Consider the following 11,966-nt stretch of genomic DNA (forward strand, 5'->3'; position numbering starts at 1 on the left):
ACGCAGGACCTCCTCGATCTTCTTGAGGTGCGCCATCTCCTGCCGCACCGCGGCAAGGCGCCTCTCCACCACGTCCACGCCGTCGTCGCCATCGAGGACCGCCTGCATCTCTCCAAGAGAGAAGCCAAGTCTGGCAAGGGCCCTGATCCGCACCGCCGCCTCGAGTTGGCCGATAGTGTAGTTGCGGTAGCCGGTGATCGGGTCCTTTGCCCCGGGCACCAGGATGCCCTTCCTGTCATAGAGGCGGAGGGCCTTCCGGGTGAGGTGCACGATCCTTGAGAATGTCCCGATGGAGATCTGGTCGATGGTCATGGTGTTCGCCTGAGAGTGGGCGGCCGTCTGTCATCATATGCCGCAGTCTACCCCGGGGAAGGGTCAGGGCAGCACCGCTGCTCCCGCGTATCGTCGGCACGAGGATATAAGAACAGATCACTGCAGGCCCGGGCACGGCTACCGACAGAGGACACCAGAGAAGAGGGGGCATCAATGAGAATGGATGGGATCGCTGAGATTTGAACTCAGGTCAGAGCGTCCCGAACGCCCTAGGATGGACCAGGCTACCCTACGATCCCATATCCTCCCCGCGGTGCAGGACACATCCGTACACCTCAAAGAGTGCATCATAGGTGTGTGCTCACAGTATTTGAGGGATTCTGTTCGTGAGTGAGGTGAGGGGCCGGTCTGGCCGGGATCAGGGGGATATTCAGGGCAGGGAGAGAGGCACCGCACCCTCCTCCCGGGAATGGGCGCGGGCGTGCAGGGGAGGGGGGCGCATACCCCCCTGTACACACCGACCACTCCAGTTATCGCGTCTAAATCTCGGGCACCGGAGGCGCACAGATCAGGGAGAATGACAATTTCCGGTGCAGAATTGGAAAGAGGGGTTATTTCCCCCTCCATCCCTTGTGACCCGATCCTCCACCGCCCGTGTTGTCAGGACGACCGCCGCCGCCGCGGGTCTGAGTCACTTTAATCAGGCTGCTTCCCTGGTACGTTCCATCGTCGCCTTCAGCAACGAATAATAACCGTTCGACGCTTGTATCGAGGTATGCCAGGTCTCTGACATAGAAGACATACTCGTACTTATAGTCGCTCTCTGTGTGCACCTTGCCATAGACCGCACCATCCGCTGCAGGGGATGTAGGGTCATCAGGGTCAGGAAGCCTGAGAGTGATGTCCTCTTTCGGGACATCGTCCAGTGAAGAGACCGTGAAGTTCGGTGCCTCCTCGTCGTAGATCTCTACCACGATCGCGTTGCCGTCATCATCGAATGTCGTGTATTTGTACGGATTGCTGTACACTGCCACCCGGATCGGGTAGCCCGGTATCGTCGGGATGACAGGTGCTAGCCTGTCGATGTACATCGGATGGGCCTCCATCGGCGAGATGGAGATCCGGATGTTGTCTCCGGGCGAAGCGAAGGCATTCGGATCGCCGGATCCCTCTTCCGAGGCCATCGCCGGCACTGCCAGGATGCACAGTGCCAGGGCCGCGAAGAAGACCACAATTTTGTTCATTTAACAAGAGGTGAAGGAGGTATTCGGCGTGGCCTACGGGACGGCGAGGGGCGACCTGCTGCGGCTGGCCGCGGCCGGTTACGTGGAGAAGAGGTTGATGGGAAAGGAGTTTGCGTTTCTGTACAGGGAGTGAGGCGGCGCCCCGCCTCTCGCTCGTAATTTCCCCCCTTTCGCTCAAAAAAGAGAGGGTGCCACTACAGGAAGAACGCTATAATGGCGAGTATGATGAAGATGATCACAAGCCACTTCGCGATGGTCATCGAAAGCCCTGCAACGCCCTTTGCTCCCAGTACGTAGGCGACCAGCGCCAGGATGAGAAATATGATCGCAAGTCCGATCAGGTCTGCCATGATTCAATCCCTCCGGTGATCGGCAGATAGGGGGCGGGGATGATAATAGTATTGTCCCGACGGGCTTCGAGCGGGAAATACCCGGTGGGATGCGCAGGGAAGGCGGCGCCCCGGTCTCGCCTGCCGCCCCGTAGAACCCCCCGACTGGCGTATGAGGCGCTCTGAAGTTTTTTTCTGTTCAGATCTTCTTCTTCTTCGCCTCCGCCTGCGCCTCGTGCGCTTTGATCTTCGCGTCCGCACCGGTTTTGTGGGCTTCGATCTTCACGTCGTCGATTGCGTTGCTCACTGCAACCTTCGCATCGTCCACCACTTCATGAGCGGCCACTTTGGCGTCGTCAACGGTCTTATGGGCCTTGACACGGAGACTGTCCTCTGATGCCATGCGGGCTGATCTCCCGGCACATTATTTATATTTACCCGAATCCAGTTTTATCTCTACGGGGTTTTTGACGATCAGTGAAGATCAGAAACTGTTGCTGCTCATAGGTACAGTTTTCCTTATCGCCACCGTCGCATTCTGGCCGCTCATGACCGTGTTTGTCTGGGCGATCGCTCTTGCCAGCGCACTCATGCCCTTCCACAAACGGTTTTTAAAATATATGCCGACCAGAGAGAAAGCAGCGGTCGGCGAAGAATCCTCCTGAAGGGCCCCCATCTTTGGCTCTTCGCTCCTGTGTGTGGGTGGCCAGGACACCTTCGTCTACCTTCTCTGGATGACTCAGGGCACATTGGGGATGATCGTACACAACAGGCCGTGAAAATGGGGGGAGCGTTTCAGGACGATCGCAGGGTTTTCCGGGAGAATCTCACGCAAAGACACGAAGGCATCGGAATGATAGGGAGGAATCGTTTCTTCGCGGCCTATAGCGTGAGGGGAGGACATGCCGGTGCCGGGAGGTTACCCACATGAAACAGCGAAGAACCCCATATTTTTAAGGGTGCCCCCCGGTCGCCCTGATGGATTGCCGGAATTTCACATAAAATCCGCGAGCCCCAGCTGCTTCTCCTTCTCCTCCCCGAAGGTCGAGAGGATCGCCTTGTCCAGCACCTCCACCCGCTGCTTCGTGTACTCGGAGATGGCGTACTTCTCGCACATCCTCCTGGACATTTCGAGATACTTCTTCACCGAGGCCTCGTGGACAGTCGGGTTCACCTTGCCCCCGCACTTCGGGCACTTGCCCGCGAGGGGCATGCGGCGGTACTTGGTGGTACACTTCGTGCACCGCACCGTCTGGGAGGCGAAGGCCCGGAGGTTGCCCATCAAGTCGCGGATGAAGTGGGTGTTCAGGACGCGCTCGGCGACGTCGTCAACGTCCACAGCCCTGATCTTGTCGCCGAGTTCGAGTTCAGCCTCCATCTTGTCGAACATCGTGCCGAGGACGGTGTAGGTTGACTCCAGGGGCCCCGCGGAGATGTCGGCGGTGTCGTGGGTGAAGCGGAAACCCTCGTACTGAGAGGGTTTGCCCAGGCGGAGGTCCACGTGGTCGATCAGTTTTTCAAGTTCCTTCGGCGGGGCAAAGCGCTGCGCCGCCTCGTAGAGTTCGAGGGGATAGTGGTCGACGACATCGACGTTGTGACTCTCCTTGTCCACCTCTTTGGGGTCGAGGCGGGAGGTGAGGACAAGGGGGGCGTCCATCGAGCCGCCGCGGGTCTCGGGGAGGAAGGAGCGGGAGAAGTTGATGAGCCCGTCCAGGAGGAGCATCACGCAGTCCTCGTCGCCGTCGCACTGGCCGCAGAAGATCCCGTTTGCGGCGAGGGTGTGGTCGTCGGCGACGGTGAGGCAGTAGACGGCCTCGTCAGGGCACCTGATATGGGTCACCGCACAGATCGTGTCCGCGATCACCTGTCCCCCCTCTGCCACAGGCACACGGTCGCCGACACGCACCTCCATCGCCATGATCTTCCTGAGGTAGTCGGTCTCCCAGACGAGCATCGTGTGGTCGGGCGTCACCTCCAGGGCCCTGCCACGGGAGGTCTCGATCCTGAGCAGGTGGTCGGGTGCCCGGTGGACAGAGACCGCGGTCACCCGGCGGAGATGGACCTCGCCCTGCGTGTCCACGGCCTGCACGGCACAGGGGCGCTTCGGTTCCGACCAGTGGGTACCGGCATGGTCCAGGTCTGGCCGCGAGATGTCGAAGTTTTCCAGGACAAACTGCCGGACCGGCATCTCCTGCCACCGCCCGTCCGCGAGCACCCGGATCAGGGTGTCGCCGGCAAAGCAGTTCCGCCTTTTTGCCGCGTGGAAAAAGGGGTGACCGTAGCCGACGCTCGCCCTCGTGAACCCGATCAGGCGGCAGAGCACCCCGGCCGAGGTGTGGGGGGCAAGCCCGATGAGCATCTGGCCGATGAGGTCTGCGGGCTTCTCCGCGTTGTAAAAACGCGGCAGGCCGTAGAACTTCTCCAGCAGGTCGTCCATGTACCGGGAGACCTTCAGGAGCCAGTCGCCGCAGAGGGCCGAAACCATGATGTCCTGGCAGCGCAGTTCCAGCACCTGGTCTGGAGAGACGAGTTTCTCGCCATTGTAGTCAAGAGTATAGCCGATCTCCCGCAGCTTTTCGACCGTGGCGCCGACCTCGCGCGGGCGGAAATGGGTCACCGGCAGGTCGATCATATCGTACCTGACCGTCCCGTCCTTGAAGACGTACAGCTCGTGGGTGGCCCGGATCAGCCCCTTCTCCATGGGCTCGATCGTCCGGTCGCGGGAGATCATGCCCTTCACGCCCTTCACGAGTTTGAGGCTGTTCTCCCGCATCTGGAGGTGGGCGCATGCGGCGGCGTACTCGTCCCTGATCTTCAGGTCCAGTTCCTGGAGGCAGACCGTCGGCCCGCCGCACTGGGGACAGACGGCACCGGCGACCTCCCTGTTGCAGCGGGGGCAGCGATAGACAGGGTTCGTGTGGGTGCCGCAGGCATCGCACCTGTTCTTGAAGGTCACCGCACCGCACTGCGGGCAGCGCCTCTCCCCGACCTCGGCCCTGATGGTGCCGCCGTCTGCATTGCTCCGCGCCTTGTACGCCCCGGCCTCCAGGATAGACCGCCGGGAACCGCCGTTCTCGCCGACAGGGAAGAGGACGTGGGGTGCGGGCTTCATCTCCCTGGGCTTCGACTTGCCGGGCCTGCCCATCCGTCCGCCTATCCGCGTCCCGGCCTTCGACCGGATCGTGAAGCCGGAGAGGTGGGAGACGAGGGGGAGGGACGGGCCCGCGGGGGCGTCGTCCCATGCCGGGCGCATCTTCAGGTCGAGGCCCAGGCCCAGGCAGGCAAGGAGGACAAGGTAGGTCGGCAGGACCACCTCGTCGCCCTCCACAGTCTGGGGGATGAGGAGGATCTCGAGGGAGTGCTTGATCACGGGGTCGTTCTTCACCCTGAGGGCGCCGTCCGCGATCCTGCCCCCGGCAGAGACATGCTCCGCGAGGGCCCTGACTTCCGCAGGGTCGAGGTCGTCCCAGATCCAGGTGTACGCCGGGTGGAGGGGCACGCCCGAGAGGGCCATCTCGATCGCCTCCATCTCATTCTCCGGCGTCTTCGTACCGCCCTCCAGCCGCCACCATTCCTCGCAGTAGGCAGAGGGGATGAGGGGATGGTTGTTCTCCAGGAACTCGCCGTAACTGATCAGGATCTCGCCGATGTCCAGGATACAGGTGATCTCGCGAGGGGGGATCTTTTTTGCCTCCACGGCGTCATCGATGCGTTTCACCTCGCCCGAGGCAAGGAGGATAGTCGGGCCCTCGATCGTGTCCACGGGCACGACGCCAGCGGCCTTCCCCGGCCTTTCGGTCTTCATCTGGGTGCCGACCGCGAGATAGTCGCCGAGGATATGGAGGGTCGCCGGGTTGAAGCCCGCGGCCGCAAAGCCGGTGTTTCTGGACCGGCCGTACCTGAGCCGAAATCCCCCGGGCCGCATCGGGTACGAGAAGACCGGGCGGCCGCCGATGAGGTCGCGGATGTACTTGTCCTTCGGGTGAACGCCGGGTTCCTCATCTTCGTCGGACGACTTCGAGGCGGCGCCGTCGATGATCTGCTGGAGCCAGTCCCAGCCCTCCATCTTCATCTTTTTGACGTTCTTCATCACCTTCGGGGCCTTCAGGGCCAGTCCCTCGGCGACCACCAGGCACATGCCGCCACGCACCGTGTTCGTCTCCACCCTCTCCAGGTTCCTGTGTCCTGAGACCTCCTCTCTCTCCGTCGGTTCGCCGTCGATGCAGACCGGGCAGTTCTCGATGATCAGCCTGATCTCGGCCTCGCTCGGCATGTACTGCATAGACTGGATGTTGTTGTACTGCTGGAGTTCCTCGACGTACCTGTCCACCTCCTCGGGCCTGGGCCTGTATCGGTCGATCCCGATACCCCGGCGGACATAGTCCCCGACGAGCACGGAGAGGGCCTGCGCCGTGCCGCCTGCAGAGCGGATCGGCCCGGCATAATAGATCTTCAGGTACTCGGTGCCGTCGTCGTTCTTGCCGATCCCGACCTTCGCGATCCCCTCGGTCGGCGCCGCCACCACGCCCTCGGTCAGGAGACCCATCGACGTCCTGATGGCGTGGTCGGCGATCTCCTCGCGTGTCGTCTCCCCGAACTTTTTGGCCACGAAGTCGTCGCCTATCTTGAGGGCGGCCTCTTCCCTGGACATCCTGGCCTCAAGGTCCCGGATCCTCTGGGCGACGCCCTTGATCCCGATCAGGGCCTCGACACGGTCGCCGATATCGTTCGCCCGCGGGATCTCGACCTCGGTGGTGGGGTCGTACCCCTCTGCACGCGCCGCCTCCGCGACCACCAGGGCCGCGTTGAGGTTCGCTTCGAGTCTTTTGAAGTACTCGGCCATTGCCGGGGAGACCGCAACCATGAGGATACAATGGGCGGGGTGAGACATAGAGGTTTGCCCGGCTGGCTAAATGGGCGAATTATGGCATTTAAAGCTCTCAGAACCTTTTTTCAGCCCCACTTCCAGGATCTCTCTCGCCGCCTCCCGCACGTCGGGGTCGGCATCGGAAAGGGCGGCGACAAGGGCGTCCGTCCCCTGCCTGTCCCCTTCCTCCGCCAGGATCATCGCCGCTCCGATCCGCACCCACCTGTTCTTCCGGGAGAGGGCCGAGTGGAGGGCCGGGGCCGCCGCGTCCCCCATCTCCCTGAGGGCCGACACCGCACAGAACCAGCACCCCTTTGTCCGCAGGGCGTCGATGAGGGGAGTGACCGCAGGCTCCCCGATCGCCGTCAGGGCCGCGGTCGCCACCCCGCAGACCTCTTCGTCCCTGTCATCGAGGGCCATGACAAGGGGGCCGACCGCGGCCTCCCCGCCGATGGCGCCGAGGGCCTCGGCCGCCTTCCAGCGGACGGCCGGGTCGGTGTCAGAGACAAGAGGGGAGAGGGCCGGGATACTGTCGGGAGACCCGATCTTTCCGAGGGCGAGGGCCGCCGCCCACCGTACCCCGGCATCCCGGCGTCCTGCCGCGACCGCAAGCGGGGGCAGGGCCGGGACCCCGATTGCCGCAAGGGCAAGAGCGGCCCGGGTCCGCACGTACCTGTCTCCGTCCTCAAGAGCGCGGGCAAGGGGTTCGACTGCCGCGGGATCCCCGATATCGCCGAGGGCAACCGCAGCGCCCCAGCGGAGGTCGATGTCGTCGGAACCGAGGAGGCGCATGAGGACAGGGAGGGCCGGGCTGCCGATGGCGCCGAGGGCTTCGAGCGCCATCCAGCGGACACCGGGATCGGGGTCGGAGAGGGCTTTTTCCAGGGCAGGGACGGCCGTGGGGTCGCCGGTACGCCCGAGGGAGACCGCGGCCCCATACCGCCTCTCAGGGCTCCGGCTCCTGAGGAGAGGAGCAAGATCGCGGGTGCCGCCCTCAGGTGCCGGGACAGGCGCCGCGGCCCTTACGGCAATGAGGGCGGCGAGAAGACCGACGGCAAGGAATATCCCGGCCCGCAGGACGGCAGCAGGTGCAAACGACCAGACCAGGATGTGTACGAGAGCGAGGGCGCCCGCTACAGGGACGGAGACACGCCCGTACCAGAGGGCTGCAAGCACGATAGGGAGATAGAAGAGGTGGGGGTACACGGCGGGGGCTACCAGGTCTGCATGAAGGATGCCGTCGAGGGCAAATGACCCGGCACATGCCAGGGCAAGAAGGACAGGGCGCATCCCGGTGATCTCTGTCATCACACCGGAGTCGCCTGCAGGACGTAAAAAATTATGTGGCCTTCCCGGCATCGAGGGAACTGACCAGGTCGTTGATCCCCTCCTCCCCCATTTTCCAGAGGGTGAGGCGGGCGCAGGACCGCTGCACCTCGTCACCCTCGCCGGCAAGCCGCTTCAGCGGCCCCCGCGCCGGTTCGCCGATCCGGCAGAGGGCGAGGGCGATAAAGCCGCGGAGTTCGCGGTCTTCGCTTGAAAATGCCTCGATGAGGGGTTCGACCGCAGTCTCACCCATCGAACCGAGGGCCGCGGCCGCGTAGCGCCTGAACTGAGTGTCCTGCTCCACGATCATCGTGAGGATCAGGGGCCTGATCGCGGGTGCGCCGATCCTGGCGAGAACCCGGCCGGCGTACCAGCGGGCGCCGGCGTCCCCGTCGATCAGCACCTCGATCAGAGGGAGAACCGCATCCTCCCCGATCGCCACAAGGCGTTCCTCTGCTTCGTGCCTTTCATCGAGATCCTGCGAAGAAATCGCCAGGATCAGATCTGTCATCTCGTCTGCCATCATGCACCTCAGGTATCCTCGTCAGGGCCGGCCCGCGACCGACCTTCGCCCGAACTCAGCGCGACCCGCCCCTGCAGCTCGTTCTGGAACCAGATCACCTGCTGCGGGAAGGGCATCTCGATGCCGTTCTTCGAGAGTTCCTCCTTGATCTTCCAGAGGAGATCGGTCCGGACGTCCCACCACTCGGCGGTCGGCGCCCAGATCCGCACCTTGATATTCACCGAACTGTCGGCGAGTTCGTCGACATAGATCGAGGGCGACGGGTCTTTCAGGGCGAAGGGATGGCTCCAGACGACCTCCCTGATGATCCGGATCGCCTCGTTTGCGTCGTCGTCGTACGGGATCCCGATGACGTACTCGAACCGCCGCACCTCGTTGGCCACATAATTTGTGATCTCGGAGGTGAAGACCTTTTCATTCGGGATCCTGACATAGACGCCGTCATAGGTCTTCACGATCGTCGAGAAGATGTTGATGTCGGTGATGTTCCCGCTCACGCTCCCGATATTGATGTTGTCCCCGATGGTGATCGGCCGCTCGATGATGAGGAAAAGGCCGGATATGAGGTTCCCGAGCACGCTCTGGCTGGCGATACCGATGACGATCGAGGCGAACCCGCCGGCCACGAGGAGGCCGCCGAGGGTGATATTGAAGAGGGGGCTGATGATCAGGACGGTGATAATGAGCACCGAGTAGTTGACGGCCTTGAGAAGGAGGTCGAGCTGGCTCAGCTTGATCTTGTCGGTGAGGGTCTTCCTGAGGTAGAGGGTCACCGCCTTTGCCAGCGTCGCCGCAACAAGGATGACGAGGACGATGTAGACAAGGTGTCCCCAGGTGAGGGAGGGGTAGAAGAAGATGGGGTCGTCGAGGACGAAGTCGAACACTGCTCACAGCCCCCTGTCCATCAGGAAACGCTGGCGCTCGACCCCTGCAAGCCCCCGCACCGCGAAGAGTTCGACCGCCTTCTTCTGCCCCTCGCGGGCAGACCTGTCGTAAAAACCGGTCTCCGCCACCATCGTGCTGAGGACACGCATCCACGCCTGCACGGAAACAAGGTCGCCGTAGTAGATCTTCATGCCGAAACTGTCCAGGACGACCTTCGAGACTTTGACCCATTCCCGCGTCGTATTGGAGATCTCAAGGGAGAGGAGGCCCTCTTTCAGGGGGTCGAGATCAGGAGGGGAGGAGTGTGTGGTGCTCGGCCACCACCGCGCGATCACCCCCTTCTCCGACGACCCGTACAGGGTGTACTTCTGGCTGTTCCAGGAGAAAATATCCAGGAGTTCGAGATTTCCCCGGCCGGCGACAAAGACGCCGATCTCGACAGGGAAGGTGAGGTAGACAGTCTGCTCGGCGCCCGGTTCGATCGAGAGGGGTTCGAATTCAACCAGGAGATTCCGGCAGATCTCCTTGGGGAGGTTGAGGGGCTCGACCGGGTTGATGATCAGCCGACCGCCCGAGGAAAGGATGGTCCGCGTCTTCTTCTGCCCGTTCAGGGTGCGGCGGTAGAGATACTTCCCATCCTCTGGCTCGATCGAGAGATCGAGGCCGTCCTTCTCGTACCTGAAGGAAAGGTCGTAGGTGCCGTACACGGTAAATGTCTCGGGCATGCGGTATTAAGGGTATCTAAGGGGTATGGTCGATCCCTCTATATAGCGGGGGAGAGAATCGCGGTGCAATGGCAGACTCTTCTGCCCCCTGGCATGCCCGCGATCAGGCCGAGGCCATCCTGACCCTCGGGTCGTGCGAGGAGGGTCTGTCCCCGGCAGAGGCAGGTGAACGGCTGGAACGCTACGGCGAGAACCGCCTCGACAGAGAAGAGGGGCCGGGGCCGGCGGCGATCGTCCTCCGCCAGTTCAGGAGCACCCTCGTCGCCATCCTCATCGCCGCCGCCGTCTTCTCCCTCATTATCGGCGAGACTGTCGATGCCGTCGCAATCCTGATCATCGTCCTCATGAACGCAGCCTTCGGCGCGGCCCAGGAGTGGCAGGCAGAGAAGGCGATGGAAGCGCTCAGGCGGATGCTCGGCCTGCAGGCCGTCGTCGTGAGGGGGGGGGCAGAGACCGGGATCGATGCGGCGGCGGTCGTGCCCGGGGACATCGTCGTCCTCGATACAGGGATGAAGGTGCCGGCCGACCTCCGCCTTATCTCGGTGACAAGTCTCCAGGTCGACGAGGCGCCGCTCACCGGCGAATCTGTGCCGGCGAGCAAGGCCACCCTACCCCTCCCTGAGGAGACCCCCCTGATGGAACGGGCAAACATGGCCTATATGGGGACGGCGGTCGTGAACGGGCGGGGGAGGGGGGTCGCCGTCGCCACCGGGATGGCGACCGAGTTCGGGCGGATCGCAGGGCTTTCCCGCACAGTCAGGGATATCGAGACCCCTCTTGCCAGGCGGCTCGCCGTCCTTTCCACACGTATCGGCCAGATCTCTCTTGTCGTCGCGGCGGCAGTCGTACTCGCCGGCCTCATCCAGGGACGCGGGGCCTACGAGATCGTCCTGACCGGGGTGTCCCTGGCCGTCGCCGTGATCCCTGAGGGTCTGCCCGCGGTGGTGACTCTCACCCTGGCGATCGGAGTGCGGGCGATGCTCGGGAGAAACTGCCTCATCCGTCACCTGCCGGCCTCGGAGACCCTCGGGGCGGTCTCGGTGATCGGCACGGACAAGACCGGCACTCTCACGAAGAACGAGATGACGGTGACGGCGATCGCCCTGCCAGGCCGGGATATCAGGGTGAGCGGCACCGGCTACGCCCCGAGAGGGGGATTTTTCGCGGGGGAGAGGGCCGTCGATCCTGCAAGAACGCCCGGGCTCTCCGCGTTTCTCCGGGCCGCCGCCATCTGCAGCCACGCCTCACTCACGCCGGACGGCGGTATCGTCGGGAACCCGACCGAGGGCGCGCTCGTCGTCGCCGCGGCTAAGGCCGGGATCAGGCGCGAAGATCTCCCCGGGATCGAGGAGGAACTCTCCTTCTCCTCGGCGAGGAAACGGATGACCGTCATTGTGGGGGAAGGAGAGAGACGGGTCGCATACATGAAGGGAGGGCCAGAGATCGTCCTTGCCCGCTGCACTGCGGTGCTCGCGGACGGGGAGGCCCGGCCTCTCGACACGGGGACGCGGGAGGTGCTGGCGGCCGGGGTCGAGGGGATGGCAGGGGAGGGCCTCAGGGTGATCGCGGCGGCATACCGTCTCCTCGGCGGCGGCGAAGACCCGGAGGAGGGCCTTGTCTACCTGGGGGCCGCGGGCATCCAGGACCCGCCGCGCGAAGAGGCAAGAGAAGCAGTGGAACGGGCGAAAAAGGCAGGTATCGACGTGATCATGATCACCGGAGACGCACCCCTTACGGCGGCGGCTGTCGGCCGGGCTGTCGGGCTCGGGCAGGGTGAGGCCCTGACCGGCGCAG

12 protein-coding genes and 1 tRNA gene are annotated in these 11,966 nt (G+C 63.5%); 3 read left to right on the top strand and 10 right to left on the bottom strand.

Translation table 11 applies throughout. The features are described 5' to 3' along the window. The 3 genes from PHP59_RS08685 to PHP59_RS08695 all read right to left on the bottom strand — a co-directional run. Positions 1 to 312: MerR family transcriptional regulator (locus PHP59_RS08685; protein WP_300166074.1), on the bottom strand; the 312-nt coding region annotated here is incomplete at its 3' end. A 185-nt stretch (positions 313 to 497) separates the two neighbouring features. Then, positions 498 to 572: transfer RNA gene (locus PHP59_RS08690), tRNA-Pro, on the bottom strand. A gap of 312 nt (positions 573 to 884) precedes the next feature. Further along, positions 885 to 1,517 (bottom strand): hypothetical protein, encoded by a 633-nt coding sequence (locus tag PHP59_RS08695; protein WP_300166076.1) that lies wholly within the window; start codon positions 1,515 to 1,517, stop codon positions 885 to 887. A gap of 10 nt (positions 1,518 to 1,527) precedes the next feature. On the opposite strand from PHP59_RS08695, the gene PHP59_RS08700 reads away from it, so the two are divergent. Next, positions 1,528 to 1,650 carry a hypothetical protein gene (locus tag PHP59_RS08700; RefSeq protein ID WP_300166078.1) on the top strand — a complete coding sequence of 41 codons (123 nt, stop codon included), beginning with the start codon at positions 1,528 to 1,530 and terminating at the stop codon, positions 1,648 to 1,650. A 61-nt stretch (positions 1,651 to 1,711) separates the two neighbouring features. Here the strand turns inward: PHP59_RS08700 and PHP59_RS08705 are convergent, their stop codons facing one another. Further along, positions 1,712 to 1,858, bottom strand: coding sequence for a DUF1328 domain-containing protein (locus PHP59_RS08705; protein ID WP_342677830.1), 147 nt, complete (start codon positions 1,856 to 1,858; stop codon positions 1,712 to 1,714). A 187-nt stretch (positions 1,859 to 2,045) separates the two neighbouring features. After that, on the bottom strand, positions 2,046 to 2,249 hold the full coding sequence (locus tag PHP59_RS08710) for a hypothetical protein (protein ID WP_300166082.1): 204 nt from the start codon (positions 2,247 to 2,249) through the stop codon (positions 2,046 to 2,048). Positions 2,250 to 2,313: 64 nt separating this feature from the next. On the opposite strand from PHP59_RS08710, the gene PHP59_RS08715 reads away from it, so the two are divergent. Continuing rightward, on the top strand, positions 2,314 to 2,511 hold the full coding sequence (locus PHP59_RS08715; RefSeq protein ID WP_300166084.1) for a hypothetical protein: 198 nt from the start codon (positions 2,314 to 2,316) through the stop codon (positions 2,509 to 2,511). Between the two features lie 329 nt (positions 2,512 to 2,840). On the opposite strand, the gene PHP59_RS08720 is transcribed toward PHP59_RS08715, so the two are convergent. From PHP59_RS08720 to PHP59_RS08740, 5 genes are read right to left on the bottom strand one after another with little or no spacing between them, the layout of a single operon-like run. Continuing rightward, positions 2,841 to 6,710 carry a DNA-directed DNA polymerase II large subunit gene (locus PHP59_RS08720; RefSeq protein ID WP_300166086.1) on the bottom strand — a complete coding sequence of 1,290 codons (3,870 nt, stop codon included), beginning with the start codon at positions 6,708 to 6,710 and terminating at the stop codon, positions 2,841 to 2,843. Positions 6,711 to 6,755: 45 nt separating this feature from the next. Further along, positions 6,756 to 8,021, bottom strand: coding sequence for a HEAT repeat domain-containing protein (locus tag PHP59_RS08725; RefSeq protein ID WP_300166087.1), 1,266 nt, complete (start codon positions 8,019 to 8,021; stop codon positions 6,756 to 6,758). Between the two features lie 31 nt (positions 8,022 to 8,052). Continuing rightward, on the bottom strand, positions 8,053 to 8,562 hold the full coding sequence (locus PHP59_RS08730; RefSeq protein ID WP_300166089.1) for a HEAT repeat domain-containing protein: 510 nt from the start codon (positions 8,560 to 8,562) through the stop codon (positions 8,053 to 8,055). Positions 8,563 to 8,570: 8 nt separating this feature from the next. Beyond that, positions 8,571 to 9,446, bottom strand: coding sequence for a mechanosensitive ion channel family protein (locus PHP59_RS08735; RefSeq protein ID WP_300166091.1), 876 nt, complete (start codon positions 9,444 to 9,446; stop codon positions 8,571 to 8,573). 3 nt (positions 9,447 to 9,449) lie between these two features. Continuing rightward, complete coding sequence (locus PHP59_RS08740; RefSeq protein WP_300166093.1) at positions 9,450 to 10,172, bottom strand: DUF432 domain-containing protein; 723 nt, start codon at positions 10,170 to 10,172, stop codon at positions 9,450 to 9,452. 68 nt (positions 10,173 to 10,240) lie between these two features. On the opposite strand from PHP59_RS08740, the gene PHP59_RS08745 reads away from it, so the two are divergent. Next, a partial coding sequence (locus PHP59_RS08745) for an HAD-IC family P-type ATPase (protein ID WP_300166095.1) occupies positions 10,241 to 11,966 on the top strand: 1,726 nt, incomplete at its 3' end.

The sequence above is a fragment of the Methanofollis sp. genome, assembly GCF_028702905.1.
Taxonomy (GTDB): domain Archaea; phylum Halobacteriota; class Methanomicrobia; order Methanomicrobiales; family Methanofollaceae; genus Methanofollis.

What these genes read in the sequence shown, in the direction of transcription:
- PHP59_RS08695 (WP_300166076.1), bottom strand. Translation starts at nt 1,517, where the DNA reads ATGAACAAAATTGTGGTCTTCTTCGCGGCCCTGGCACTGTGCATCCTG.
- PHP59_RS08710 (WP_300166082.1), bottom strand. Translation starts at nt 2,249, where the DNA reads ATGGCATCAGAGGACAGTCTCCGTGTCAAGGCCCATAAGACCGTTGAC.
- PHP59_RS08720 (WP_300166086.1), bottom strand. Translation starts at nt 6,710, where the DNA reads ATGGTTGCGGTCTCCCCGGCAATGGCCGAGTACTTCAAAAGACTCGAA.
- PHP59_RS08725 (WP_300166087.1), bottom strand. Translation starts at nt 8,021, where the DNA reads ATGACAGAGATCACCGGGATGCGCCCTGTCCTTCTTGCCCTGGCATGT.
- PHP59_RS08730 (WP_300166089.1), bottom strand. Translation starts at nt 8,562, where the DNA reads ATGGCAGACGAGATGACAGATCTGATCCTGGCGATTTCTTCGCAGGAT.
- PHP59_RS08740 (WP_300166093.1), bottom strand. Translation starts at nt 10,172, where the DNA reads ATGCCCGAGACATTTACCGTGTACGGCACCTACGACCTTTCCTTCAGG.